At 73.8% G+C, this 26,092-nt stretch carries 18 protein-coding genes; 8 read left to right on the top strand and 10 right to left on the bottom strand.

Features of this window, described 5'->3' with window-relative positions; genetic code table 11:
• Positions 1–55: 55 nt before the first annotated feature.
• From WMF24_RS47165 to dnaK, 3 genes are all read right to left on the bottom strand, one after another.
• Positions 56–565, bottom strand: coding sequence for a TraR/DksA family transcriptional regulator (locus WMF24_RS47165; RefSeq protein WP_437734050.1), 510 nt, complete (start codon positions 563–565; stop codon positions 56–58).
• Between the two features lie 153 nt (positions 566–718).
• Entirely contained in the window at positions 719–2,743 is a 2,025-nt protein-coding gene (locus WMF24_RS47170; protein WP_437734051.1) for a hypothetical protein, read from the bottom strand.
• A 258-nt stretch (positions 2,744–3,001) separates the two neighbouring features.
• A complete protein-coding gene (gene dnaK / locus WMF24_RS47175; protein ID WP_437734052.1) occupies positions 3,002–4,918 on the bottom strand; it encodes a molecular chaperone DnaK in 1,917 nt (638 codons plus the stop codon).
• 505 nt (positions 4,919–5,423) lie between these two features.
• Between dnaK and rpmE the strand changes: the two genes are divergently transcribed.
• From rpmE to WMF24_RS47200, 5 genes are all read left to right on the top strand, one after another.
• Positions 5,424–5,630, top strand: a complete 207-nt coding sequence (gene rpmE / locus WMF24_RS47180) for a 50S ribosomal protein L31 (RefSeq protein ID WP_437734053.1) — start codon at positions 5,424–5,426, stop codon at positions 5,628–5,630.
• A 277-nt stretch (positions 5,631–5,907) separates the two neighbouring features.
• Complete coding sequence (locus WMF24_RS47185) at positions 5,908–7,032, top strand: DUF1385 domain-containing protein (RefSeq protein WP_437734054.1); 1,125 nt, start codon at positions 5,908–5,910, stop codon at positions 7,030–7,032.
• 65 nt (positions 7,033–7,097) lie between these two features.
• Complete coding sequence (gene prfA / locus WMF24_RS47190) at positions 7,098–8,198, top strand: peptide chain release factor 1 (RefSeq protein WP_437734055.1); 1,101 nt, start codon at positions 7,098–7,100, stop codon at positions 8,196–8,198.
• A complete protein-coding gene (locus WMF24_RS47195; protein WP_437734056.1) occupies positions 8,195–8,704 on the top strand; it encodes a hypothetical protein in 510 nt (169 codons plus the stop codon). Before prfA ends, WMF24_RS47195 begins: the two co-directional genes overlap by 4 nt.
• A gap of 76 nt (positions 8,705–8,780) precedes the next feature.
• Positions 8,781–9,119, top strand: coding sequence for a histidine triad nucleotide-binding protein (locus tag WMF24_RS47200; RefSeq protein WP_437734057.1), 339 nt, complete (start codon positions 8,781–8,783; stop codon positions 9,117–9,119).
• 18 nt (positions 9,120–9,137) lie between these two features.
• Here WMF24_RS47200 and WMF24_RS47205 read toward each other — a convergent pair whose 3' ends face one another.
• The 3 genes from WMF24_RS47205 to asd are packed head-to-tail and all read right to left on the bottom strand — an operon-like array spanning position 9,138 to position 14,377.
• Positions 9,138–11,192 carry an FAD-binding protein gene (locus WMF24_RS47205; protein ID WP_437734058.1) on the bottom strand — a complete coding sequence of 685 codons (2,055 nt, stop codon included), beginning with the start codon at positions 11,190–11,192 and terminating at the stop codon, positions 9,138–9,140.
• A gap of 21 nt (positions 11,193–11,213) precedes the next feature.
• Positions 11,214–13,655, bottom strand: a complete 2,442-nt coding sequence (locus WMF24_RS47210; protein WP_437734059.1) for a methyltransferase domain-containing protein — start codon at positions 13,653–13,655, stop codon at positions 11,214–11,216.
• Positions 13,652–14,377: an archaetidylserine decarboxylase gene (gene asd, locus WMF24_RS47215; protein WP_437738943.1), complete on the bottom strand. Its 726-nt coding sequence runs from the start codon at positions 14,375–14,377 to the stop codon at positions 13,652–13,654. Before asd ends, WMF24_RS47210 begins: the two co-directional genes overlap by 4 nt.
• Positions 14,378–14,953: 576 nt before the next feature.
• On the opposite strand from asd, the gene WMF24_RS47220 reads away from it, so the two are divergent.
• Together WMF24_RS47220 and WMF24_RS47225 are read left to right on the top strand one after the other, a co-directional pair.
• A complete protein-coding gene (locus WMF24_RS47220; RefSeq protein WP_437734060.1) occupies positions 14,954–15,796 on the top strand; it encodes an MBL fold metallo-hydrolase in 843 nt (280 codons plus the stop codon).
• 56 nt (positions 15,797–15,852) lie between these two features.
• Complete coding sequence (locus WMF24_RS47225; protein WP_437734061.1) at positions 15,853–17,334, top strand: sigma-54-dependent Fis family transcriptional regulator; 1,482 nt, start codon at positions 15,853–15,855, stop codon at positions 17,332–17,334.
• 39 nt (positions 17,335–17,373) lie between these two features.
• Here the strand turns inward: WMF24_RS47225 and WMF24_RS47230 are convergent, their stop codons facing one another.
• The 4 genes from WMF24_RS47230 to WMF24_RS47245 all read right to left on the bottom strand — a co-directional run bounded on the left by WMF24_RS47230 (position 17,374) and on the right by WMF24_RS47245 (position 23,886).
• Positions 17,374–17,967 carry a hypothetical protein gene (locus tag WMF24_RS47230; RefSeq protein ID WP_437734062.1) on the bottom strand — a complete coding sequence of 198 codons (594 nt, stop codon included), beginning with the start codon at positions 17,965–17,967 and terminating at the stop codon, positions 17,374–17,376.
• Between the two features lie 130 nt (positions 17,968–18,097).
• Positions 18,098–19,669 (bottom strand): hypothetical protein, encoded by a 1,572-nt coding sequence (locus WMF24_RS47235; RefSeq protein WP_437734063.1) that lies wholly within the window; start codon positions 19,667–19,669, stop codon positions 18,098–18,100.
• Positions 19,666–22,521: a DUF4175 family protein gene (locus WMF24_RS47240; RefSeq protein ID WP_437734064.1), complete on the bottom strand. Its 2,856-nt coding sequence runs from the start codon at positions 22,519–22,521 to the stop codon at positions 19,666–19,668. Before WMF24_RS47240 ends, WMF24_RS47235 begins: the two co-directional genes overlap by 4 nt.
• 78 nt (positions 22,522–22,599) lie before the next feature.
• Entirely contained in the window at positions 22,600–23,886 is a 1,287-nt protein-coding gene (locus tag WMF24_RS47245; RefSeq protein ID WP_437734065.1) for a GNAT family N-acetyltransferase, read from the bottom strand.
• Between the two features lie 196 nt (positions 23,887–24,082).
• Between WMF24_RS47245 and WMF24_RS47250 the strand changes: the two genes are divergently transcribed.
• Positions 24,083–26,056, top strand: coding sequence for a DsbA family protein (locus WMF24_RS47250; protein WP_437734066.1), 1,974 nt, complete (start codon positions 24,083–24,085; stop codon positions 26,054–26,056).
• Positions 26,057–26,092 lie beyond the last annotated feature (36 nt).

Consider the following 26,092-nt stretch of genomic DNA (forward strand, 5'->3'; position numbering starts at 1 on the left):
CGCATCCGCGCGGTGGCGCGGCGCTGGACATGCCGTGTCTGCTGACGACGTGGGATCAGGAGCCGCCGCCGGTCCGCTCCTCGCGCTCGATCTGCTCCTGGTAGGCGACGCTGTAGCGCGCCCAGGGACGCAGCTTGAGGCGGCGGTAGCCGATGGGCTCGCCGGTGCCCTCGCACATCCCGTACGTCCCCTCCTTCATCTTGGCGAGCGCCCGGTCGATCTCGGCGAGCACCCGCACATCGCGCTCCAGGAGCTTCGACGTCAGCGAGGTCGCGCCCTCGGCGTTCGCCTCGTCCATCTCGTCCCCCACCTCGCGCGAGATGTCGCGCTCCGCGTGCTGCCGCTCATCGATGTTCGCGACGAGGCTCGCCCGGCGCTCCTCGAGCGCCTGCCTTAGCTCGCTGAGCTGCTCCGGCGTCAGCTCGGGCAGGTCGGAGTCATCTGCCTCGGGGACCGCACGGCGCACGGGCGGCCTCGGCATGGGGGCTGCCGTCGCGGCGTTCCCGGACGTCTCCGGCCGCGCCGGGCTCGTTCCGTCGCGACTCGCACCTTCACGGTTGTTCATCGGGTTCCTCTCATCGTTTCGGGCAGATGGGCAATTCGCGTACCGGTCCTGGGCGTTGGCGGACGACGCACGCGCGAGGTCAGGCGACCCAGGGATACGACCGAGCAGGAGCAGCCGCCCCAGGCTCCCGGGTGTGATAGCGCATCCGAGGGCCTAGGGCTTCGAGGCGTCAGCGAACTGAAGCCATCCCGCGAGGAGCGCGCCGAGATCCTCGAGCACCGGCTTGGACAGGTTGATCGAGAGCTCCGCGCGCGGCGCCGCGCCGCCCTGACCCTGGGTCGTCATGAACATCAGCCCTTCCCCCTTGTGGGGGAGCTTTGCCAGCGCCTCGCCGAACTGTCGGGCTTCCGCGGGCAACGCGAGGCCTTGCTGGGCGCCGGACCCGGACAGGGTCGTGAGCACGTTCTGGAGCGTCCGGGTGATCGGGGCGAGCGTCGTGAATCCACCCGAGACGAACTTTCCGGTCTTCAGCTTCTCGAGCCCCGGGCGCGACGCGAGCGTCTCCGTGTCGGGCGCGCCCGTCTTCACCATCGCGAGCCGCCTCAGCAGCTCGCGCTTGTCGTGCCCGAACGCGATCCAGGTCGTCTTCTCCTCGCCCATGACGAGGAGGTGGAGCGTCACGGTCAGCTTCTGCTTGGGCTTGGCCTTGCCGCCCGGCGCCGCGTCGTCGTCGAGCGGCGGCACCTCGTTGACGATCTGGATCTCGACCGCGAGGGACGTCTTCCCGAGCTCCTTCGGCGCCGGCGTCGTCTTGACCTTCGGCAGGTCCTTCGGATCGACGTCGAGCTCCGGCAGGCGCTTGCGGAGCCCCGGCGTGTTGTAGGCGGCGACGACGTTCTTCAGGTACTTCACGTACGTGTCGGGCGCCTCCTCGATCCCGAACAGGTTCCAGCCGACGAGGCCGCCCATCATGCTCTCGAACAGCTGGTTCTGCGTAGGCTTCGCGCCCTTGCTGGCGTCGGCAGGCGGCGGATCGACGTACCCGTGGGCGGACACGCTGGGCGCCTGGTTGATCGGCAGCGAGAGGACGTCGCCGAGCGCCTTGCGATCGGCGGGCGTGCCGATCTTCTCCTTCTCCAGCCACCCTTCGACCATCGCGCGCAGCGTCTTCAGGATGCCGGTGTAGTGCGCGGGGTCGTAGCCGTGATCGAAGAAGGCGCCGTGGCTGTCCTTCGGCGCGCGCCAGTACAGCGCCGGCGCCGGCCCGGCGCGGTTCGCGCTGTCGGTCATGGTCTTCGACATCCACGACGACTGACCCCGGAGCTCCAGGGCCGCCGTGAGGTTCACGCAGGACTGGTTGTCGACCCGGAGATCGACGACCGCCCGGCTCGCGTCGTCGATCAGCGCCGCGAGCTCCTCCTGGACGGCGGTGCTCGCGTCCGTGAGCGCCCGGTCGAACTGGGGGTGCCCGATCGCGAGCTGGCTCTGCGCGAGGATCGGCAGCGCCCCGAGCTGCTGCTTGGCCATGCCGCCGTACTTCGCGCTGAGCGGGACGAAGCGGATCTCGCCGTGGAGGTCGCGCGCCTCGGGCGCGAGCGTCGGCAGGGTGCGCGCCAGGTAGGGCCCGAGCGTCGTCACGTCGCGGTCCCGATCGCCGCAGAGGAGCCGCGCCGGCGTCGAGCCCGCGGACGCGGCGAGGAAGCAGCTCGACGACGAGGGCTCCTTGCCGCCGATCTTCCACAGGCCGGGCTTCACCTCGGTGAGGGTGGCGCCGGCCTCGAGCGTGCCCCGCGCGCGCTCCAGCGACGTGAGCCCGATCGACACCGCCCCGATCGGGGTGCCCCGCTTCGAGCCGTCGTCGAGCGCGACGAGCAGGTGCACCGGCGCGTCGAGCGCGACGACCGAGGCGAGCTGGTTCGCGTCGATGGAGGGGCTCACGAGCTCGCCGAGCAGGCCGGCGGAGAGCCCCTGCGCGCCCGCCTCGGCGAGCGACGGCGAGAGCCCGGCGCACGCGGCGACGCTCGACAGCGTGGCCGCCGGGTTGCTCCAGCGGACGACGCCGACGATGCCGGCGGGCTCGGCGACGGGGGACAGATCGAACGCAGGGGCAGCGGCCTGGGAGGGCGCGGCCTTGACCTCACCCTGTCCTCCTGTCGGCGCGGCAGGCGCGGGGGACGGCCCGCAGGCGACAGGACCGGCCATCAGGACCAGGGTGGCGAGCGGCAGGAGAGTTCGCATGAGCGCGGGTTATACGGCCCCTGGACACGCGCGTCGACGACCAAGGCGAGCGCCGCGGACGAGGCGACGGCGCGCGCCGGCGGGTCGCCACCGCACGTCGCACACCGCACGGCGCGCGCCGGCGGGTCGCCACCGCACGTCGCGCACCGCACGCCGCGCGCCGCAAGCGTGTCGCCAGGAGCGTCGCCGCAAATGCAAACGAGCGCGGCCGAAGCCGCGCTCGTCGCGCTTGCTGGAGGGATGCTCACCCGGCGGTGGTCAGTTCGACTCCTCGAACTCCGCGTCGATGACCGAGTCCTTCCCCTTGCCGCCGGCGGGGGGCGGCGGCTGGCCACCGGCCGCGCCGGGGGCCGCGCCCCCGCCGTCCTGCGGCGGGCCCGCCTTCTCGTACATGACGCTCGCGATGCGGTGGGCCTCCTTCTCGAGCCGCTCCAGCACCGAGGTCACGGCCGCGTCGTCCTGCTTCTCGATGGCCGACCGGCCCTCGGCGATGATCCCGTTCAGCGCCGAGACGTCGCTCTCCGGCAGCTTGTCCTTGTTCTCGCTGATCGTCTTCTCCAGCGTGTAGCAGAGGTTGTCGAGCTTGTTGCGCCGCTCGATCTCCTCGCGCCGCCGCTTGTCCTCGGCCTCGTGCGCCGCCGCCTCGTTGACCATCCGGTTGATCTCGTCCTCCTTGAGGCCGCCGGAGGCCGTGATCGTGATGCGCTGATCCTTGCCGGTGGCGGTGTCCTTCGCGTGCACCGAGAGGATGCCGTTCGCGTCGATGTCGAACGTCACCTCGATCTTCGGCACGCCGCGCGGCGCCGGCATGATGCCCTCCAGGTGGAAGCGGCCGAGGGTCCGGTTGTAGCGGGCCTCGGTGCGCTCGCCCTGGAGCACGTGGACCTCGACGCTGGGCTGGCTGTCGGTCGCGGTCGAGAAGATCTCCTTCTTCTGCGTCGGGATCGTGGTGTTCCTCGGGATCATCACGGTCATCACGCCGCCGAGCGTCTCGACGCCGAGCGAGAGCGGGGTGACGTCGAGCAGCACGAGGTCCTTCACGTCGCCCGAGAGCACGCCCGCCTGGACCGCGGCGCCGACCGCCACGACCTCGTCCGGGTTCACGCCCTTGTGGGGCTCCTTGCCGAAGAACTTCTTGACCGTCTCCTGGACGAGCGGGATGCGCGTCGAGCCGCCGACGAGGACGACCTCGTCGATCTGCTGCGGCGACTTCTTCGCGTCGGCCAGCGCCTTGCGGGTCGGCTCCAGCGTGCGCTCGATGAGCGGCCGGATCATCTGCTCGAGCTTCGCCCGGGTGAGCTGCTTCTGGAGGTGCTTCGGCCCGGAGGCGTCCGCCGTGAGGAACGGCAGGTTGATCGTCGTCTCCTGCACGTTCGACAGCTCGATCTTCGCCTGCTCCGCGGCGTCCTTGAGCCGCTGCACGACCATCTTGTCGTTCGAGACGTCGATGCCCGTGTCCTTCTTGAACTCGGCCGCGAGCCAGTCCATCACGAGGTGGTCGACGTCGTCGCCGCCGAGGTGGGTGTCGCCGTTGGTCGAGATGACCTGCACGACGTTGTCGCCGACCTCGAGGATCGAGATGTCGAACGTGCCGCCGCCGAAGTCGTACACGGCGATGACCTGCTCGTTCTTCTTGTCGAGGCCGTAGGCGAGGGCGGCCGCCGTGGGCTCGTTGACGATGCGCTTCACCTCGAGCCCGGCGATGCGGCCGGCGTCCTTCGTCGCCTGGCGCTGCGAGTCGTTGAAGTACGCGGGCACGGTGATGACGGCGTCGGTCACCTTCTCGCCGAGGTAGTCCTCCGCGGCCTTCTTCAGCTTCTGGAGGACCTTCGCGGAGACCTCGGGCGGCGACAGCTGCTTGCCGCGCGCCTCGATCGACGCGTCGCCGTTCTTGCCCTTGCTGACCTTGTACGGGACGCGCTTTGTCTCGTCCTGGATCTCCTCGAAGCGGCGCCCCATGAAGCGCTTGGCCGAGTAGATGGTGTTGGTGGGGTTCGTGACCGCCTGGCGCTTGGCGATCTGTCCGACGAGCACCTCGCCCTTGTCGTCCCAGGCCACGACAGACGGCGTGAGGCGAGAGCCCTCCTCATTCACGATGACCTTGGGCTCCTTCCCCTCCATCACCGCGACGACGCTGTTGGTCGTGCCGAGATCGATGCCGATGATCTTGCCCATGACGTTGAACCCTCCGAAAAGTTTGTGCGCGACGGCTTGGTACCGCGGGGGGGCGAGAAGACCCGACCGGCCAGCAGGGCTCGGCTGACAGCTACAGCGAGCCCCTGCTCCAGAGCCGTCAAAAACCGCTGGAAATCCGGATACTTTCGCCGGTTTTCGCGAGCTCGCTGGCTCGCGACCGCGAAACTAACCATGTGCGTCCGAGCGTCAACGCCGCCCCTAGCAATTGCCGTGCGCGCTCTCCGGCCCGGGTCCCGGGCCTTGACCGGAGCGCCCTCGCGCCGCAGGTAGGACCTCCGCGCTGTCCAGCGCCGCGTCGATCCCGCAGCGGCGAGCGGCGAGAACACCGAGCGCTCCGAGCGGGCCGCGGAACCGGCGGAGACGGCGCGGTCCCGGCGCCGTCTCCGCGCGGCAGGCTCAACCGTCGCGCGCCGGAAGGCCTTCTTGCGGTCCAGGACGCGCTGAGCTATAGGCGCCCTCCCTCGCAACACCCGAAGGACTCACCATGAAGCCCGGCATCCACCCCGAGTACAAGGACTCCACGATCACCTGCGCGTGCGGCGCCGTCGTCGAGACCCGCTCCACCCGCGGCAGCTTTACCACCGACGTGTGCTCCGCCTGCCACCCGTTCTACACGGGCAAGCACAAGATCATGGACGTCGCCGGCCGCGTCGACCGCTTCCGCAGGAAGTACGCGACCGCTGGCAAGTAGGCGGGCCGATCGCCCTCCCACCCCCGCGCCCCTCTTCACAGACACGCCCGTCACGCCGCTCCCCGCCCGGGGCGTGGCCGCGGCTCCGATACGTCCCGAGCCCGCTCGCCATGGAGCGAGCGGCCGTGGCGTCACGACGCGCGACGTCGTCCATCACCTTCGCAGCGCTGGTCGGCCAGGCCCATGCGCCAGCCGCGTTATGCGCTAGATTGGAACGCGTATGAGCGAGCAGCCTGCACGTCCGTATATCGGCGGCCAAGCGGTGATTGAAGGGGTCATGATGCGATCGCCCAGCTCGGTCGCGATCGTCTGCCGACGCCGGTCCGGAGAGCTCGTGGTGCGCGAGCAGCCGATGACCGCGGTCTCCAGGGGGCCACGCACCTGGCCGTTCGTGCGGGGGGTCGCGACCCTCGTCGAGTCGCTGCGCCTCGGCTCCCAGGCGCTCCGCTGGTCCGCCGACCTCTACGAGCAGGACCTCGAGGCCGAGGAGGCCGCCTCGGCCAAGGGCCCCGCGTCGAAGCGGGCGCCGCAGTCGGGCTCCGGCAAGGCGAGCGGCGCGAGCCTCACCTCGCTGGCGCTGAGCATGGCGGCGATCGCGGCGCAGGACGTGGAGCCCGCGCCTGTCGCGGGCGGCCCGGCGCCGGACGGCGCGGGCGCGAAGAAGCGGGGAGGGGGCATGGGCGTGCTCCCGATCGCCTTCGCTGTCCTGCTCTTCGTGGCGGCGCCTCAGGCCGGCGCCGAGCTCGTCAACAAGCTCCTCGGCCTCGGGCTGGAGGTCACCTCGCCGGCGTTCCAGGCGATCACCGGCGTGGCGAAGCTCGCCATCGTCGTCACCTACCTCCTCCTGATCCGCCAGATCCCGGAGGTGCGGCGCGTCTTCCAGTTCCACGGGGCGGAGCACAAGGCGATCTCCACCTACGAGGCGCGCGAGGCCCTCGAGGTCGAGAACGCGCGCCGGAAGACGGCCATGCACCCCCGCTGCGGGACGACGTTCCTCGTGATGGTGGCGCTCGTGTCGATCGTCGTCTTCTCGGTCGCGGGCGCGTCGCTCGGCGCGCTCCTGCCCAAGCTGCCCGGCGGCCGGATCGTGGAGAGCATCGGCTTCTTCCTGATGAAGTTGCCGTTCCTCCCGCTGATCGCTGCGGTGACCTTCGAGATCCAGCGGCTCTTCGCGCGGTATTGCACGACCGGCCCGCTGCGCGTGCTGCTCTGGCCGGGGTTCCTCGTCCAGAAGATCACGACGGCGGAGCCCGACGACGCGCAGCTCGAGGTCGCGCTCGCCTCGCTGCGCGCGACGCTCTGGCGCGAGGAGTCGGTGACCGCGCCCGCGCAGCCCGACCGGGTGTTCTCGGACTACTCCAAGCTGCTGGCCGACCCCGGCTACGCTGGCGCCCACGGCTAGCGCGCGCCGGCGTCGCCGCGCGCCCTGCCCGCCGCCGGTAAACCCCGCCCGTCTTCGGATTGCAGATGCTACCTATCGCCAAACTCGAGGCGGTCCAGCGCCGCTTTCAGGAACTCGAGCACCTCATGTGCAGCCCCGCGGTGCTCTCCGCCCCCGCCGAGCTCCAGCGGCTGAACCGCGAGCGGACCGAGATCGAGCCCGTCGTCGCGGCGTTCGCCCGGCTCCGCGACGTGGAGCGGCGCATCGCCGAGGACCGCGAGGCGCTCAATGACCCCGATCTGTCCGAGCTCGCCCAGGCGGAGCTGCCCGAGCTCGAGCTCGAGCGGGACCGCATCGCCAGCGAGCTCGAGGTGCTCCTCCTGCCGAGGGATCCGAACGACGGCCGGAACACCGTGATCGAGATCCGGAGCGGCGAGGGCGGCGAGGAGGCGGCGCTCTTCGCCGCCGACCTCTTCCGCATGCTCTGCCGCTACGCGGAGACGAAGCGGTGGAAGGTCGAGGTGCTCAACCTGAGCGAGGCCTCCGCCGGCGGCTACAAGGAGGTCGCCGCGCTGATCTCGGGGCAGGACGTCTACTCCCACCTCCGTTACGAGGGCGGCGTGCACCGCGTCCAGCGGGTCCCCTCGACGGAGACGCAGGGGCGGATCCACACCTCGACCGCGACCGTCGCCATCCTGCCCGAGGCCGACGAGGTCGACGTGCACATCGACGACAAGGACCTGGAGATCTCGATCGCCGCGTCCGGCGGCCCCGGCGGCCAGGGCGTGAACACGACGAACAGCGCCGTGCAGATCAAGCACCTGCCCACGGGCATGATCGTCAAGTGCCAGGACGAGCGCTCGCAGCTGAAGAACAAGGCGAAGGCGATGAAGGTGCTCCGGAGCCGGCTGCTCGAGCTCGAGCAGCGCCGGCAGGAGGAGGCCCAGAGCGCCGAGCGAAGGACCATGGTCGGCACGGCCGAGCGCGCGCAGAAGGTGCGGACCTACAACTTCCCGCAGAACCGCGTGACCGATCACCGCATCGGCCTCACGCTGCACAAGCTCGACAAGATCATCGAGGGGGATCTCGACGAGCTCATCGGCGCGCTGCGCACGCACCGTCAGGCGGAGCTGCTGCGGCGCGGCGGGCTCTCGGGGCCGGCGGGCGCGCTGGAGCCCGCGACGTGAAGGGCTCGCCGCCCATCGATCTGGAGGCGCTGTTCGTCGCGCTGGTGCTCGCGCCGTCCACCTTCTCGCGCAACCGCTTCTTCTCGCTCTACGCCGATCCGGAGACGCGCCGGGTGCGGCGGAGGGCGGCGCTGCTCAGGAGCATCGTGCGGCAGCTCGTCGCGGGCGCGGACCGCGCCGGGCTCGCGCCCGCCGCGAGCGGGGGCGCGCTGCTCACCTACGACGTGCCGTCGCTGGGGCTGAAGCGCACCGCCGCCCTCGACGCGCTCGAGCTCGCGGTGCTCCGCATCGCTGTCGCGCGCGGAAAGGCCCCCCCGTCCGGGCAGCAGGAGGCCGGGCCCCAGGAGGGAGCGGCCGCGCCGCCGGGCCCGGCCGCGGGCGCCGCGCTGCCGCGGGACCTGCTCCCCGAGCCGGCGGACACCTCGCGCATCGAGCGCGCGCTCGCCCGCCTTCTTCCCGAGGAAGCGCTCACAGGGACGCTAGGATCTCCCGGCCAGGGGCCCTAGGAGCCGGGAGGGCCGGACCCCGCGACAAGGCGCTGCCGCGTGACCGGGCGCAGCGCCGAGCACCCAGGAGTCGACCATGTGCCTCTTTTGCAAGATCGCGAACAAGGAGATCCCGTCGAAGGTCGTGCTCGAGGACGAGCATCTGCTCGCCTTCCACGACGTGAACCCGCAGGCGCCCACGCATGTGCTCGTCATCCCGAAGCGCCACATCGCGGGGATCGGCCAGGCCGCGCCCGAGGACGAGGCCACCCTCGGCCGGCTGCTGCTCGCCGCGCGGCGGGTGGCCGAGCTGACCGGCATCGCGGAGAGCGGCTTCAGGACCGTCGTGAACAACGGCGCGAACGCCGGCCAGACGGTCTTCCACCTGCACGTCCACGTCCTGGGCGGGCGGTCGATGGCCTGGCCCCCCGGCTGACGGCGCGCGCCGGCGCGCTCAGCGCACGCCGCGGGCGGCGCCCACCACCGCGTCGAGCCACGCGGCCTCGGCGTCGCCGAGCGGCGGCTGCCGCGGCAGCGAGGTCGGGAGCGCGCGCGGCCGCGACGCGCCGTGAGCGCGCAGGTGCGCGGACGTGATCTCGCCGACGCGCCCGTTCACGCCGAGGAACAGCGCGAAGAGATCCGGACCCACCGCGCGCCGGGGGGCGGGCCGCACCGCGAGCTCGGCGCCGGACGCGAGCCGCGCGGTGAACCCGGCGACGAGGTGATCGACCGGGTCGCTCCACGGATCCGGGGCGCCGGGGGCGCCCGCCGCGATCCACGCGTCGATCGTGAGCTCGGGCGGGGCCGCGCCGGCGTCGAGCCCCAGCGTGAGGCCGTGCGGCGCGAGCGCGCGCTCGACGTCGCCGAGGCGCGCGGCGCCGGCGGCGTGCACGAGCAGGGCGTCGCGATCGAGCGCGGGGGACGCGGGCGGCGGCGGCAGCGGCCGGCGCGCCGCGGGGGCGGCCTCGCGCGGGAGCAGGTTGCCGGGGTTCAGGACGCCGGCGGGGTCGAAGACGCCGCGGAGCGCGTGGACGACGTCGGCGCCGAGGCCGAGCTCCGCGCCGAGGCGCGGCGCCTTGCTGCGGCCGACGCCGTGGTGGTGCGAGAGAGTGCCGCCGGCGTCGATCGCGGCGTCGAGGGCCGCGCGCCAGGCCGCGTCGTACTTCGCCTCGGCCGCCGCGACGCTCGGCGCGCTGCCGGCGAAGGTGAAGTAGATGCTGCAGCCGTCCGGGTAGGCGTGGGACAGGTGGGCCATCACGAACACGTGCCGCCCGAGCGCCGCGCGCACCGCGCGGTAGAGCGCGTCGAGGCGCGACCAGGGCGCGGCGACCTCCATGGTGTCGCTGAACGCGCCGGCCATGAAGACGGGCGCCTGGCGGTAGCTCACGCTGTAGCGGTGCGCGAGCCAGTGGCGCGCCGGCTCCTCGCCGAGCGGCCTGGCCCCGCCGCGCTCGGCGATCGCCGCGGCGCGGGCGAGATCCTCGGCGCTCGCGCGCGCTGTGCCCTCGAAGATGAGGATGAGCGTCGCGCCGCGGAGCACGCGCGACCCGACGGCGTCGACGACCTGGTTGAGGAGCCCCGGCGCGCGCAGCAGGCCGCGCAGCACGGCGGCGCCCGCCCCCGGGCCGCGCGCGCCGTGCGCCCGCGCGGGCGCCCCCTCGGCGGGCTCGTCGCCCGCGCCGGCGTGCGCGCGCTGTCGCCGCACCGCGCCGAGCCGCGCCATGAACGAGTCGAACGGGTCGTAGAGCCGCGAGACCGCCGGGCGAAGGCCGGCCTGGAACATCTCCCGCATCGCGTCCCACCCGGCCTCGAGGGTGGGGAACGAGAAGGCCGCGAACGCGCGCGCCGGCGGGGCGGGGTGCAGCCGGAGCGTCGCCGCGGTGACGACGCCGAGCACGCCCTCGCTGCCGATGAGGAGCGGCGTCAGATCCGGGCCGTGCGCGCGCCGGTGGAGGCGGACGACCTCGCCGCGGCCGACCACGCACTCGAGCGACGCGACCATGTCCTCGATCTTGCCGTAGCGCCCCGAGCACTGGCCGGCGCTGCGCGCCGCGACCCAGCCGCCCACGGTCGAGCAGAGGATCGACGACGGGAAGTGGCCGAGCGTGAAGCCCTCGGCGTTGAGCTCCTCCTCGAAGCGGATGCCGAGCGCGCCCGCCTCGACCTCGACCGAGGGGGCCTGCCGGTCGATCGCGCGGCGGCGGGAGAGCCGCTTGAGGTCGAGCACGACCGTGCGATCGTCGGGCAAGACGCCGCCGCACACGCCTGAGCCCGCGCCGTAGGGCACGAGCGGGAGCCCCTCGTCCGCGCAGAAGCGCACGACCTGGGCGACCTCCTCCGTGGACCCAGGCCACACGATCATGCCGGGCCGGTGCTCGGCGATGCGGCCCTCGGTCACGGCGAGGTGGTGCCGCGGCCAGAGATCGCGGGCGTACGCGATCTGATCGACGGGGGAGGTGCTGCGCGGGATGCCCGGCAGCGCGCGCGCGATCGCGGCCTCGAAGCTCATGCGTCAGGAGCCCCTAGCGCCTCAGCTCCGCTCGGCAAGGATGATGAGCCGCGGCGACTCGGAGCCGAAGAAGACGCCCGGGTGCGCCGGGTGGCCGGTCACCTCGGTGACCTTGAATCCCGCCTCGTGCAGCATCTTGCCGAGCTCGTGCAGCCCGTAGAGGCGGATCGAGTAGTCGATCTCGCGCGAGCGGCCGTCCTCGAACATCACGGTGCGCTTCACCTTGAGGCGGCTCGTGAAGAAATCCACCTGCATCTCATCCATGCAGACGCAGCCGTCGCCCTCGAACCACACGAGGCTCGGCTGGCGGGACGCGACGTAGTCGCGGTTCACGATGTCGAGCAGGAGCATGCCGCCCGAGCGCAGGGCGCGGCGGATGCGGGCGAGCACGTCGGCGTTCTTCTCGTCGTCGAAGTAGCCGAAGCTCGTCGACCAGCAGTAGATGCCGTCGAAGGTCTCCTCGAACGTCATCTCGCGCATGTCGCCCTGGAGGAAGTTCAGCTTCTGGCCGCGGTCCTGCGCGTCGTCGGCGGCGCGGGCGAGCATGGCCAGCGACAGGTCGTAGCCGACCACGCTGTAGCCGCGGCTCGCGATCTCGATCGCGTGGCTGCCCGTGCCGCACGCGAGGTCGAGGATCACCGCGCCCTTCTCGACGCCGAGCCGCTCCTCGATGAAGTCGACCTCGCGGCGCACCACCTTCGGGTCGATCTTGTCGAGCGTGCGCACGAAGTCGTCGCCGAACAGGTCTTCCCACCACGGGCGCTTGCGGCGCGCCGCCGGCTCGGTCGACGGGCCAGAGCTCGGCTCGACCTCGATCGGCTTCGCCGCAGGCGCCGCGGCGGGGGCGGACGGCCGCGCGGCGACCGGCGGCTCGACGTGCGGCGCCGGGGGCGGCGCGGACACGGGCGGGGGCGGCACCGAGCTCGTGAACGTCGCGAGGTCGGGCGAGGCCATCGCGCGCGGGCGCCGCGGCGGCAGGGGCGGCGGCGGCTTCTTGGGTTGCGGCGCCTGCGCGTCGGCCCGGGCCTCGTCGGCCGCCTCGGCGTCGCGCTCGGGCTCGACCTCCACCAGCTCGACCTCGCCGCTCTTCGGCGGCAGGGTGCTCCGCGTCAGGTCGGCCCCTGCTCGCTCGACCTCGTCTCCCGCGGGCGAGGCGCTCGGCTGCTCGGCCCTCGCCTCGTCGACGAGCTCGGGCTCCGGCTCGACCTCCGCGAGCTCCTCCCCGCCCGACCCGAGCGGCCAGTCCAGGGCGCGCGCTTCGATCTCCGGCGCCGAGACGGCCCTCTCCTTCCTCGGCCTCGGCGCCTCGGACTGGGCGGTGTCGTAGGCCGCGTCGCGCGCCGTCGGCGGGCCTTCCGACACACCGTCCTGATACGCCTCCAGCCCGAGCACGGTCGGAAGCTCGGACCGGATCCTGAACTGGAGCGGCGGCCACTCGTGCTCGGTCGGCTCGGTCAGCAGCGGCGGCCTGGCGGCCTCGTCCGCCGGCAGCCTGGCGGGCTCATCGAGCGGAGGTTTGGCGGGCTCGTCCATCGCGGGCCTGGCGGGCTCGTCCACCACGGACCTGGCGGGCGCGGGCCTGGCGGGCTCGTCCACCGGAGGCCTGGCGGGCTCGGGCTGCGAGCTGACCGGCGGCAGGTTCGACTCGATGCTGAGGATCTGGAGCGGGCGGATCACCGCGACCGAGTCCGGATCGATGATGAACCCGCTGGGCGTCGGCATCGGCGGCACGCTCGACGACGACTTTGGCGACGGGCGCGGGACCGCCCTGGGCGCGACGAGCTCCGCCGCCAGGTTCGGCGGCGGCGTTGACGACGGCCTGGCGGCAGGCCGGGGCTCCTCGAGCACCGGTGCGCTCGAGGGCCTCGCCCCGACGTCCAGCCACCCGTCGTCGTCCTGTACGTCCTGGAGCGAGCGCGCGCGCGCCGTGGCGCTGTCCCCGTGCGCGGCGAGCTGGGCGTCCCCGTGCTGCGGCGCGTCCCCGGGCAGGTTCACGAGCCGCCGCGAGCGGCGCCGCGCGACCTTGGCGCTGTCGCCGCGCTCCACCTCCGAGGTCCGCTCCGCCTCCGCGGCGAGCGATTGCCAGGACCGCCTTGCGCCGGGGCCCGGCGGCAGGGGAGCGCCGGGGCGCGAGCGCTCCGTGGGCGGCCCGGCGATGCGCGGATCGAGATCGAGATCCGGGATCTCCGCGGGGGACCCGGCCGAGCTCCCGTCGGCCATGCCCGCCACGACGTCGAGGCGTGGCAGCGGCGTCGCCGTCGCGCTCTGCGGGCGCGTGCTGGGCATGCGCTCGGGGCGCGGGGGGGATGACGGGCGCGCGGGGAACGCGCCCGGCTCGCCCTGCGGCGCTTGTGCGGCCGCGCTCCCGGCCTCGCCCGGCAGAGGCGCGCCGCCGGGCTCTCCGGAGACGCCGCCCTCCTGGGCGGACGCGGCCAGGGGGTTGCGCGGCCGCTCGCTCGTCATTGCGTGCTCCCCCCGTGGAGCGGCTCGCCGTAGAGGATCGGCCCAGGAGCTCTGCTCCAGGGGGGCGCCGCCCCGCGCTCGACGAACATGACCGTCGTGGAGCCGAGGTGGAACTTGCCGATCTCCTCGCCGCACCGGACCGGGACGGGCGGCGTGAGCGGGTGCACGCCGAGCGGCACGTCGCGCGCGTCGATGGCGCTCACCGTGATCCGTCCGACGATCATGGCGCCCACCATCACGACCGTCACGCGCCCCTGGCGCTCGGTGTCGATCGCGATCGCGACGCGCCGGTTGCGCGCGAAGAGGCCCGGCACGTGGCGCTCGCCGATCGAGTTCACCGGGAAGAGCTCCCCCGGCATCGAGCGGATGACGCCGATCTGGCCGGCGACGGGCGAGTGGACCCGGTGGTAGTCGCGCGGCGACAGGTAGACGACAGCGAACTGCCCGCCGTCGTACCGGGTGGCCTCGGCGGGGTCGCCGACGAGGTCCTCCACCCGGTAGGGCTGCCCCTTGATGAGCAGGCGCCCGCCCTCGGTCACGGGGCCGATCGCGGCGATCCGGCCGTCGGCCGGGCTGGTGATGGCTCCGGGGTCGGAGCAGACAGGGCGCACCCCCTCTCGGAGCTTGCGCGTGAAGAACGCGTCGAAGCTCTCGTAAGGGCTCGTCAGGGCCTCGGCCGCGTCCATGTCGACGCGGTACGCGCGCGCGTAGAGCTTGACCACCGCGTTCAAGACGGCGGCGGGTGCTCTGGCGTCGCAGAGGCGGCCAACGGCCCGGGTAATGCGCTCTCGCGGAAGCACCCGCAACAGCTGTGCGGCGGCGTAGGTGGCAACGGTCATTGTGCGGAGCGGCGTTATCGATGCGGGAAAGAGAGCGGTCCAGGAATGCTAGGCCTCGGGAAGGACCCGGGTCAACGCTCGGGTCGAACGAACCTCCGCGCGGCGCGATCCCTCATCCGGCGGCGGCCAGCGGGGGGGCTCAGCCTTGACGCGACGCGCGACGCACAGCGCGATCCATGTCGCGCATCGCCAGGCCCGTCCCCCGCGGCCGACGTTTCTCCACGTCGGTGCGAGCGCGTCAACCGCGAAGCGCCGCTCCGCGCAAATGCGGGGCGTATGCGCGAGCAGGCCGACCCGGCCGCGCGCTCCATTCTGAAGCGCCGATCCGGACGCCGCGCTGCAACTTCGATCGGACGTGGCGAACGCAGCAGAAAAAATGAATGATTTCAATAGAATAAGTGGTGGCACGCCGCTCGCTAAACCCGTGGGAGGGGGGCCGCGAGGAGGCGCGACACAGCGATGGAGATCAGGTTCTGGGGAGTCCGAGGGAGCATCGCATCGCCCGGGCCGGAGACGGCTTCGGTGGGCGGAAACACGAGCTGCGTGGAGGTCCGCTGCGGATCGTCGCGGATCATCCTCGACGCGGGGACGGGCGCGCGCAAGCTCGGCGACGCGCTGCTGCGGGAGGGGCCCGTCGAGGCGACGGTGCTGCTCTCGCACCTGCACTGGGATCACATCCAGGGGCTGCCGTTCTTCGTGCCGGCGTACCTGCCGAGCTCGAGGCTGTCGATCGTGGGCAGCGCGCACGGGGTCGGGACGCTCCGCGACGCGCTCTCGACGCAGATGGCGGCGCCGAGCTTCCCGGTCCGGCTGGACGAGCTGGGCGCGCAGATCGCCCTGCGCGAGGCGCGGCCCGGCGAGGCGTTCGACGTGGGCGAGGTCCACGTGCGCACCGCCAAGCTGAACCACCCGGGCGGCGTGCTCGCCTACCGCGTCGAGCACGGGGGGCGCAGCGTCGTCTATGCGACCGACACCGAGCACTACGCCTGCGTCGATCCGGCGCTCCGCGCGCTCGCGGACGGCGCCGACGTGCTCATCTATGACGCGCAGTACACGCCCGAGGAGTACCGCGGCGACGGCGGTCGATCGCGGGTCGGGTGGGGGCACTCGACGTACGTCGCGGGGGCCGAGATCGCCAGGGCGTGCGGCGCGCACAAGCTCGTCCTCTTCCACCACGACCCGCAGCGGACGGACGCGGGGGTCGCCGAGATCGAGCGGCTCGCGCGCGAGCTCTTCCCCGCGTCGGTCGCCGCGCGCGAGGGGCTCTGCATCGACGTCGAGGCGCTCGCGCGGGCCGCGTGATGACGCGGGTGACGACAGGGGCGGCGCCCTCTATGCTGGATACTGCTCCGTTATCCATGTCGCGCCTCTCGCTGCTCGTCGATCTCGCCTCCCTCCTCGCCCGGGAGGTCGACTTCGACGCTCTCCTCGGCACGGCGTGCGAGCGGCTCGCGAAGGCGCTCCGCGCCGACCGCGCGACCATCTGGCTCGTCGACGCCGAGCGCGGCGATCTCGTGACGCGCGTCGCCCTCCTGCCCGAGCTGCCGACGCTGAGGCAGCCGATCGAGCGCGGCATCGCGGGGCACGTCGCCAGGACCGGGGAGGTCGTGCGCGTCGACGACGCCGCGCGCGATCCGCGCTTCGATCCGTCCGCCGACCGGGCGACGGGCTACACGACGCGCTCGATGCTCGTGGCGCCCATCCGCGAGGACGGCGCCGCGCCCATCCGCGGCGTTGTCCAGCTCCTGAACCGCGCGGGGGCGCCCTTCGACGAGGAGGACGAGCGCTACCTCGTCGCGCTCGCGACGCAGCTCGCCCGCGCGCTCGCGCTGACGACGCTCCGCGCCGCCGAGGGCGGCGGGCCGGGGGTCGTGCTCCAGGGGCCCTTCAACCGGATCGTCGGGCGCAGCGAGCGGCTCGGCGCCGTGTACGAGAAGGTCCAGCTCGCGGCGCAGACCGACGCGACCGTGCTGCTCCGCGGGGAGACCGGCACCGGCAAGAGCCTGTTCGCGCGGGCGATCCACGTGAACTCGCGGCGGCAGACGAGGCCCTTCGTCACGGTCGACTGCACGACGCTGCCGGCGCAGCTCGTCGAGAGCGAGCTCTTCGGCCACGAGCGGGGGGCGTTCACCGGCGCCGATCGCCGCGTGCCGGGCAAGGTCGAGCTCGCGGAAGGGGGCACGCTCTTCCTGGACGAGCTCGGGGACCTGCCGCTCGACATCCAGGGCAAGCTGCTCCGCTTCCTGCAGGATCGCTCGTTCGAGCGCGTCGGCGGCCGCCAGACGTTGCGCGCCGACGTGCGCGTCGTGTGCGCCACGCACTGCGATCTCGAGCGCGCGGTCGCCGAGGGCCGCTTCCGGGAGGACCTCTACTACCGCGCGCGCGTCGTCGAGATCGACCTGCCCGCGCTGCGCGAGCGCGGCCCCGAGGACGTCGAGACGCTGGCCCGGCACTTCGCCGACGTCTACGCGACGAGGTACGGCAGGCCCGCGCCGCGCTTCGATCCGGAGGCGCTCCGCCACATCCGCGCGCACACATGGCCGGGCAACGTGCGCGAGCTCGAGCACTGGGTGGAGAGCGCCATCGCCCTCGCGCCGGACGGCCGCATCACCGCGGGGCACCTGCCGTCGCGGCGGCGCGAGGGCGCCCCGCCGCCCGCAGCGGCGACGCGCGAGGGGGACGAGCGCGTGGCGCTGCCGCTCGGCCTCACCCTCGACGAGGTGACGCGGCGCTATGTCGAGGCGATGGTCCGGGCCTGCGAGGGGAACAAGACGGAAGCAGCGAAGCGGCTCGGCGTCGGCAGGAACACCCTCGCGCGCGCGCTGCGCGCGAAGAGCTGACGCGGCGAGCCTCCGGGGCGGACGCCCGCGCCTCCGGGGTCACTCCAGGTCCACGGGCAGCACCAGGCCGAGCCCGGCGATCGTCGCGAAAGATGCCGTCTGCCCGAGCGTGAGGGAGCCGAGCTGCAGGACGGGGCTGCCGGGGGTGAGGTGCAGCTCGAGGAAGCCGCGAAGGCAGAGGTAGCGAGAGATGCACACGTCGGTGCCGCCACGCCCGCCGACGGTGGCGAGCGTGGGGGAGCGATCTCCGGCCAGCTCCACGTCCTCCGGGACGGGCATGTCGAGCATTCCGAGCTGAAGGATGGTGCACAGGAAGGCCTTGTCCTGGTTCCGGCAGAGCGAGGCGGCCCCCAGCCAGGCGCGGGGCCTCTGCCCGGCTTGCTGGTCGTTGCGGCTCCACGCCTCGATCGTGCGCGGCTCGAGCGCCAGGGAGCCGCCGGACCAGCGGATCGCGATCGCCGACGAGACGCCGAAGCCCGCCATGGGCATCAGGCCGAACGCGAGCAGGGAGGACGCGCTGAACTCGCAGCGCGCGTCCGACTCCGGATCGTCCGGCGGGGAGGCGGCGGACGCCCGCGCGGGGAAGGCGAGGGCCAGCGTGACGAGCAAGGCGATGCGGGCAGCGCTCGGCATCGCGCCTACCGTAGAGGCGTGCTCCAGCGCCGCGGAAGCCGGAGCGGGGGCGCTCGCGCGGAAACCTGCGCGAGCGTGGCATTGCGCCGATGGGGGCGCCGTTTCCTCGGGGCGCCGCCTTTTTCTGTGCCTAGGGCTTCCTGCGGCGCGCGGCCTCGCAGAGCGCCGAGCGAACGGGATCGGCGGGGAGCTCGGGGGGGAGCTTCTCCTCGCAGGCCACGTCGGGGTTCAGCGGGTCGAGCGCGGTGCCCGCCGAGAAGGCGCGGTCCGCGTCGGGGCCTCCGTGGAGCAGCCCGTGCAGCGACCACCACCGGCCGTGGCGGCTCGTCACGTCCTCGACCCGCTCGACGAGGGGCGCGGCGCTGGCGCGCTCGCCCGAGGCCAGGAGCGACGCGGCGAGGAAGCAGCGCACCGCCGGCTCGTGCGGCGCGAGCGCCTGCGCGCGGGCGTGCTGGACCGCCGCGGCGGCGTGGTGGCCGCGATCGTGGAGGAGCTGCCCGAGCCGCACCCGCTTGCTGACCTCCTGCCGGTGCGGCATGTCCCCGCCGGGCGCGAGCTCGGGCGGCACGTCCGCCGGCACCGTCGCGAGGTAGGCGCGCCAGCGCTTGTCCCAGGCGGCCAGATCGGCCCCGGAGATCTCGGCGATGGCCCGGTCGAGGTCGGCGTCGCTGCTCGCCGCCTTGAGGCGGACGAGGAGCTCGGGGAGCGCCGCGTCGCCGGCCTCCCTCGTCCAGTAGCGGATGAAGCTCGCGACCTCGGCGAACACGACGGCCGCCTCCTCGGCGCTCGGGAGCATCGCGATCGAGGGGCCGATCTTGTCGAGCGGGCGCCCGAGGCCCCTCTGGATGCCCAGCCAGGCGACGGCGTCCGCGGACGGCACGTCGTCCAGCGGGTCGGGCTCGCGCCAGCGGACCTCCTCGCGCTTGGCCACGCCCTCCTGCAGCCAGAGCGGGGCGTTGTCGCGCGTGCCGCGCGAGAGCGCGAGGTGCGCGATCTCGTGCGCGAGCGTGTCCAGCCACGGATAGCCGTTCGGCGTCGCGCGCGGCGAGAGCATCGTCACCCGACCCCACTTGGCGATGGCGACGGTGCCCGTGGTCCGCGCGGCGTCCTCGGGCAGGCCCGTCATCGCCGAAAGCGTGAACTGGTCGCGGACAAGGTCGATCCGCAGCGGCCTCAGGAGCTCGACCCCGAGGTCCTTGGCGAGCGCGTCGCGCGTCTTCGCCGCGACCTCGACGAGCAGCGGCACGAGCGCGCGATCGTCGTCGTCCTGGAGCCGCACCCAGACGCCGCGCTCCTCGTCGTTCACGACGACCGTGGCGGCGGTGGCGCGGGCGCAGCCGCGCGCGATGTCGCCGAGCGACGCGCCCTCCGCCGTCGCCGCGAGGTCGGGGCGCGCGAGGATCGCCGCGGCGGCGTCGCAGTCGCCCTCGTAGATGGCGAGCCGGCCGCGCTCGAGCGCGAGCGCGGGATCCGCCGGATCCGCGTCCTTCAGGAGGTCCCGCGCCGCCGGGACGTCGATCTCCAGGATCGCCGCCCGCGCCCGCGTCGCGCGATCGAGATCGCCGACGGAGATGCGGCCGGACGCCGGCGCCGCCGCCGTCGCGAGCGCCGCGAGGACCACCGCCCAGAGGCCGCGGCGCGCGACCGCCGCCGGCCTCCGCGGCGCCCTGACCGGGCTGACTGCACGACCGATGCGCCTCATTTCAACAGCCCCTCCGCGTAACGCTTGATCGCCTCCCGCAGCCGCGGCTCCGACGCGCCCCCGAGCCCCTCGAGCACGCGCCGGCGGAACTCCTCGGGGCCCTTGTGCTTGTCCTTGTCCGGGATGTCGGCCTTCCTCGCCATGGATCTGTCCCCGTCCACGTCGCCGTCGCCCTCCTGGCCCTGATCGTCGCTGCGCGACATCTCGAGCAGCCGCTGGGCGTCACGCTGCCGATCGCTGCCCTCCTCGCCGTCCCCCTCGGCCAGGGCGCGCTGGGCCTCGCGCATCGCCTGCTCGGCCTCGTCGAGGCGCTCGAGCACCTCCTCCGGCATGCGGCCGTCGCCGCGCTCGCCCCGCTTGCGGAGGTCGCGCGCGCGATCGGCGAGCGAGCCCTCGCGCTGGCTCGACCGCCCGAGGCCCTCGCGCGCCCGCTCCGACGCGGCCTGCCGCAGCTTGCGCAGCGCCTCCTCGGCCCACGCCAGCTCCTCGGCGAGCGCGCGCTGCGCCTCGGCGGCCTCGCGGCCGGCCCGCTCCTCGGGGAAGAACCCGCTCTGCGACCCGAGCCGCCTCGCCTCGCCGAGCGAGCGCATCGCGCCCTGGCCGCTCTCTACCGCGTCCTCGGGGCGGCCCTGCTCCAGCGCGCCCGCCATCGCCTCGGCCTGCTCCCTGCCGGCCGCCGCGGCCGACTCGGCCGATCCGGGCGCCGCGCCGGGCTGCGGCAGATCCCGCACCGCCTCGCGGATCGCCTCGGCGTGCCGCTTCGCCTCCTCGCGGAGCGCGGCGATGTCCTCGGGCCGCGACGCGCGCTCGAGCTCCTCGGCGACCGCGTTCATCTCGGCGGCGTGGTCGCGCGCGAGCTCCTCGAGATCGCGCGCGCTCTGCGCGACGCTCTCGTCGGCGCTCGAGGCGTCCTCGGGATCCGGCCCGCCGCGCGGCGCTCCGGACTCGACGCCGCCGCGGCCGCCGCCGCCGAACGACGGCTCCGGCCGCCTGAGCCGCGCCGCGAGGTCGCGCGCCGCGAGCTCGGTGTGCACCCAGTCGGCCGCGCCGCGGGCGCGCGCGATCCTGCGCAGGTCGTTCGCGACGATCTCGCCGAGGTCGAGGCCGAGGTCGCCGAGCTTGCGCAGCTCGGCCCCGCCGCCGCCCAGCACCGTGACGGCCGCCTCGAGGCGCACCTCGCCGCCGCTGCGATCGCCGTTGCCGAGGAGCTCCGCCGCCGCCGCGGCCTCGTCCGCGACGTCGGCGAGCCGCCGCGCGACGGCCTGGGCGTCGCGGTACGCGAGGCCGCGCAGGCCCGCGTCGAACGCGAGCAGCACGCCCTCGGTCTCGTCGAGCAGCTTCTGGTGCGCCGCGCGCGTCGTCGACCTCTTCTCGGCGGCGAGCGCCTCGTCGAGCCGGGCGAGCTGGCCGCGGGCCAGCGACGCGATGCGCCCCCGCACCCGGACGCCGCCGTAATCGGCGTCGAGCGCCCGCTCGACCACCGCCTTCGCGGCCGCCTGCGCCTCGGCCTCGTGCGCCGCGTGCGCCGCGGCGCCGGTCCCGTCCGGCGCCTTCTGGCCGATGCGGTCGGCGAGCAGGTCGGTCAGGGCGTCGCGCGCCTTCACGAGCGCGGCGTAGCGCCGCGCCTCGGGCTCGCCCACCTGCGGCGGGACGACGAGGATCGCCTCGCTCCTTCCCCACTTCGGGCCCTCGATCGGGTCGTTGTCCCGCGCCTCGATGCGCACCTCGACGGGCACGTACGTCCTGCGGAAGAAGGGGTCGCGCGCCCGGAGCTCGTAGCCCCCGCGGTCGACCTTCGCGTCGCCCGCCGGCCTCGAGAGCACCCGCCGCTCCTCCCTGGGGCCGGCGCGCAGGACGAGATCGACCTCGCGCAGGCCGTGATCGTCGGTGACCTCGTAGCGCAGCGGGATGCTGGGCTCGTCGAGGAGCTTCACCGTGCGCGGGGCCCCCTCGAGCGTGACGCGCGGCGCGTCGTCCGGGATCGACACGACGCGCTGCGCGTCGGCTTGCCGGACGCGCACCTGGCCGAAGCGCGCGGCCGCTTGCAGGGTCGTCGAGTCGCCGAGCGTCCAGCGCGCGATCACCCCGCCCTTGCCGTCGTCCACGAACGGGACGTCGGCGGCGCCGTCGGTCAAGACGAGCGCGCGGCCCCCGCGGATCGGGCGCCCGCGCATCGTGATCACGGTCCCGCGGGGCTGCATCGTCGTCGCGAACGGCAGGAGCACCTCCGTGTCCGCGTGCAGGTACTCGGGCGGCGTGGCCGTCATCTCGATGTCCTCGAGCCACGGCAGGTCGAGCGGCGCCTCGCCGCCGCGGGCGGCCAGGACGTCGAGCCCCTCGACGACGCGCGCCGGCTCGATCGCGGCGGCCGCGAGCGCGGCCGCGCCGAGGGCGAGGCCCGCGGTCGCCCACCGCGCCGCCGCCTGCCGCGCGCGGGCGGCGATGCGCGGGTGCGAGGCGCGGCCGAGCAGCCGCCGGAGGTGCAGGCCCGCGAGCTCCGGCGACCCGACCCGGTCGTCGGACGCGGCGCGATCCACGAGCGCGAGCGCCCTCAGGGTGGCGGCGCCGAGCGCGTCGTCCGTGCGGCCGATGATCTCGCGCACCGTGCGCCGGGCGTCCCCGCGGCGCCGCCGCGCGACGATCGCCCGCGCGACGATCGCCGCGAGCAGCAGGGCGAGGCCGGCGCCGGCGAGCGCGCGGGCGAGCGGCGAGCCCACGCGCGCCACGTGCGCGGCGACGAAGAGCCCCGCGATGGCGGCCGCGGTGAGCGCGCGCCGCGCGGAGGGGCCCACCTCCGCATCCCAGATGGAGCGCAGCCGCGCGATGGACAGGGCGGGCGCCTCGTTATCCATGGAGGCAAGGGTAATCGGCGGCAGGAGGGGGTCCAGCAGATCGGAGAGATCCGCCGGCGGGGCAGGCGCCCCGGCGGCTCAGACGTCGAGCTCGCCGTCGGTCATGAACCAGCTGTTCGGGTCGAGCAGCACGCGCCGCAGCTCTTCCGGGAAGCTCGGGTCGAGGTGTACGACGAGCCACCGCGAACCGACGCTCGGGGGGTGGGGGCGGGAGAAGAAGCCGAGCGCCCGCAGGCGCGCGTGAAAGGCGGGAGGGGTCACGAGGAGCATGCCGACGGAGACGTGCCCTTCGCGCCGCATCGCCTGGCAGAACTCGAGCAGCAGGGCGTCGAGCAGCGGGCCGTCGTTCTCGCAGAACATGTCGGTCAGCTCGACCTTGTTGTTCCGCACCGCGTAGACGGCGTAGCCGAGCAGCCGCCCGTCGTGCCTGTCGAGCATGCAGAAGAAGCGTTGGCGGGCGGCGCCGAGCTGCGCGTAACGCCAGTTCAGGAACTGGGCGCTCCGCTCGCCGACGACCGACGAGGGCTTCGCGCGCGACCACAGATCGTCGAAGCGATGGTCGGCGGCGTCCACGAGCTCGGTGCGCACGCGGCTCCCCTTCGCGAGCAGCACCGCGGTGTCCCGGAGCGCCATCGAGGCGTCGAGCGCGCGCCCCGCGGCCCGGACCAGGGCGTTGTCCGGCTTCACCGTCGCCCGCTGGACGAGCCGCTCGGCGGCCGTCGACAGCGCGTGCGTGAGCGGGGCGGGCGCGGCGGCCGGCTCGGACGACTCCCAGAGCGCGCGCCAGCGAGGGTGAGGGACGACCGAGGCGGCCCGCTCGGCGACCCGCTGGACCACCGCGCCCACCGTGCTCTGCTGCTCGCCGGCCGACGAGGCGGCGAGCTCGTTCAGCTTGTACGCGGCCATGAGGGGCCGGACCCAGATGACGGAGTCGGCGATCTTCTTGTAACCGGCGCGCTGGAAGATCGGGAATGAGGCCTTGTTGGGGAAGCCGTACAGGAAGTCGACCCCGGCGTCGCGGCAGCCCTTCGCGAGCTCGCGCTGGATGGCCATGGCGGCCCCGGCGATGCGGTGCGCCCGGGTCACGCCGAAGTCGCCGAGGATGCCGGCCTTCAGCTTTCGCCCGCTCACATAGACGTCGCGCGGGTAGAACGAACCGCTGCCGATGATCTCCCGCTCCGGGCCGTGGAAGCCCATCCAGGTCCGCGCGGGGCCGGCCGGGTTCTGCTCCTGGAACCAGCGCATCCGACGCTCCACGAACTCCTGCGATACCTCGCCGTGGGCGAGGTTCTCTCTCCAGAGCTGCGCGAGGGTGTCCCTGTGCTCCTCCGGCTGGACGCGGGCGGCGCTGTAGACCTTCTCCATGGTTTCCCGGTGCGCTCTCCTGGCGCGGCCGAGCGGGCGCGCCGGGGCCCGTCATGGCTGAAGGCGACGAGGGCGTCAATCGCGCGCGGCGCGCGCTTCTCCTCCGCTGCTCGGGACGTGAAGGCGCGCGCGGCGCACGGCGCTGCGAGGCAGGCGCGGCTGCGGCGCCAGCGCGGAACGAGAGTACACTCGCGCGATGCTCCGCCGCGCCATCGCCGCCGTCGCCTGGCTCTCGCTGCTCTTCGCGCTCTCGTGCAGCTCCGCCGTGCCGCCGTCCCCTCCGCACACATCGCAGCCGGCGAACGCGAGCGGCGCGCCGCCGAGGCCGGCACCGGGCCCCGACGAGCTCATGGCCGCGGAGGGCGACCCCGGCCCGGTGCCGGTGACCCGCGTCGATCCCGCGCGCGGCAGCCGGCTTGCGCCCGTGACGATCGTCGTGTTCTCCGATTTCGAGTGCCCCTTCTGCAAGCACCTCAGCGGCACGCTGAGGCAGCTCGAGCAGCGGTACGGGCCGGAGCAGCTCCGGGTCGTGTGGAAGAACTTCCCGCTCGCGTTCCACAGGCGCGCTCGGCCGACCGCGGAGGCCGCCATGGCGGTGTTCGCCCACGCGGGGCCGAGCGGCTTCTGGGCGTTTCACGACGCCATCTTCGAGGCGGACGAGCGGCTCTCGCCGCAGATCGAGGCCGCGGCGCTCCGGCGGGCCGGGGTGACCCCCGCGCAGATCCCGCGGCTCGTGCAGCAGAGCGGCGCGGCGCGGAAGGTCGACGCGGACATGGCGCTCGCCGCGCGGCTCGGCGTGAACGGCACGCCGGCGTCGTTCATCAACGGCGTGCTCGTCGACGGCGCGCAGCCGGCGGAGCGGTTCGCCGAGGTCATCGACGCGCAGCTCGCCGCCGCGCGGGAGCTCCGCGCCGCCGGGACGCCGCCGGAGCAGGTGTATGCGGCGCTCGCGACGAAGAACTTCTCCGCGCCCGCCGAGGAGCCCGAGGACGCCGAGGAGGAGGACGTCAGCTCGGTCGTCCACCTCGTGCCGGTCGGCGACTCGCCCGTGCGCGGCAAGGACACGGCGCTCGTCACGATGGTGATGTTCAGCGACTACCAGTGTCCGTTCTGCAGGCGGGTCACGCCGACGATCGAGAAGCTCGCGGCGCAGTACGGCGACAAGCTGCGCGTCGTCTGGAAGGACAACCCGCTGCCGTTCCACCCGCGGGCCGAGCCCGCCGCGGAGCTCGCGCGCGAGGCGCGGGCCCAGAAGGGGGACGCCGCCTTCTGGCAGGCGAACGACCGCCTGCTCGCCGGCGAGGCGGCCCTCGACGACGCCGCGCTCGAGGCCGTCGCCGCGGACCTCCAGATGAACGTGGCGGCGGCGAGGCGCGCCGTCGCGTCGCGCAAGCACGCGGCCAAGATCGAGGCCGACGTGGAGCTCGCGGACGATCTCGACGCGAGAGGCACGCCGCACTTCTTCATCAACGGGCGCAGGCTCATCGGCGCGCAGCCGATCGAGAAGTTCCAGGCGATCATCGACGAGGAGATCGCGAAGGCGGAGGCCATGGTCGTGGCGGGGACGCCGCGCGCGGGCGTCTACGAGGCCATCCAGAAGCAGGCGGTCCCGCCGGCGCCTCCGCCGAAGGTGTCCGTGCCCCCGCCGTCCAGGGAAAACCCCGGCAAGGGCGCGGCCGCGGGCAAGGTGGTCATCCAGGTGTTCTCCGACTTCCAGTGCCCTTTCTGCGCGCGCGGCGCGGTCACGATGGAAGAGCTCCTCAAGGCCTTCCCGGGCAAGGTCCGTCTGGTCTTCCGCCACCTGCCGCTGCCCTTCCACCCCGAGGCGCAGCTCGCGGCGGAGGCGGCCATGGAGGCGATGGCGCAGCAGGGGCCGGCCGGCTTCTGGAAGATGCACGACCGGCTCTTCAAGGACAACGCCGCCTCGAACCTCGACCGCGCGGCCCTGGAGCAGCACGCCGCGAGCCTCGGGCTCAACGCGGCGCGCTTCGCCCGAGCCCTCGACGAGCGCACGCACCGCGCCGCCGTCGAGGCCGACATGCAGGTCGCGAAGAGCGCCGGTATCAACGGGACTCCGGCGTTCGTGATCAATGGCTACCTCGTCAGCGGAGCCCAGCCGCTCGCCAAATTCAAGAAGGTCGTGCGCCGCGCCCTCGGCGAGGCGAAATGAGCCGCGCGAACCGTGGAGGGCCGCGGAGGTCTCCGG

This window comes from Sorangium sp. So ce1335 (genome assembly GCF_051521615.1).
Taxonomy (GTDB): Bacteria; Myxococcota_A; Polyangia; order Polyangiales; family Polyangiaceae; genus Sorangium.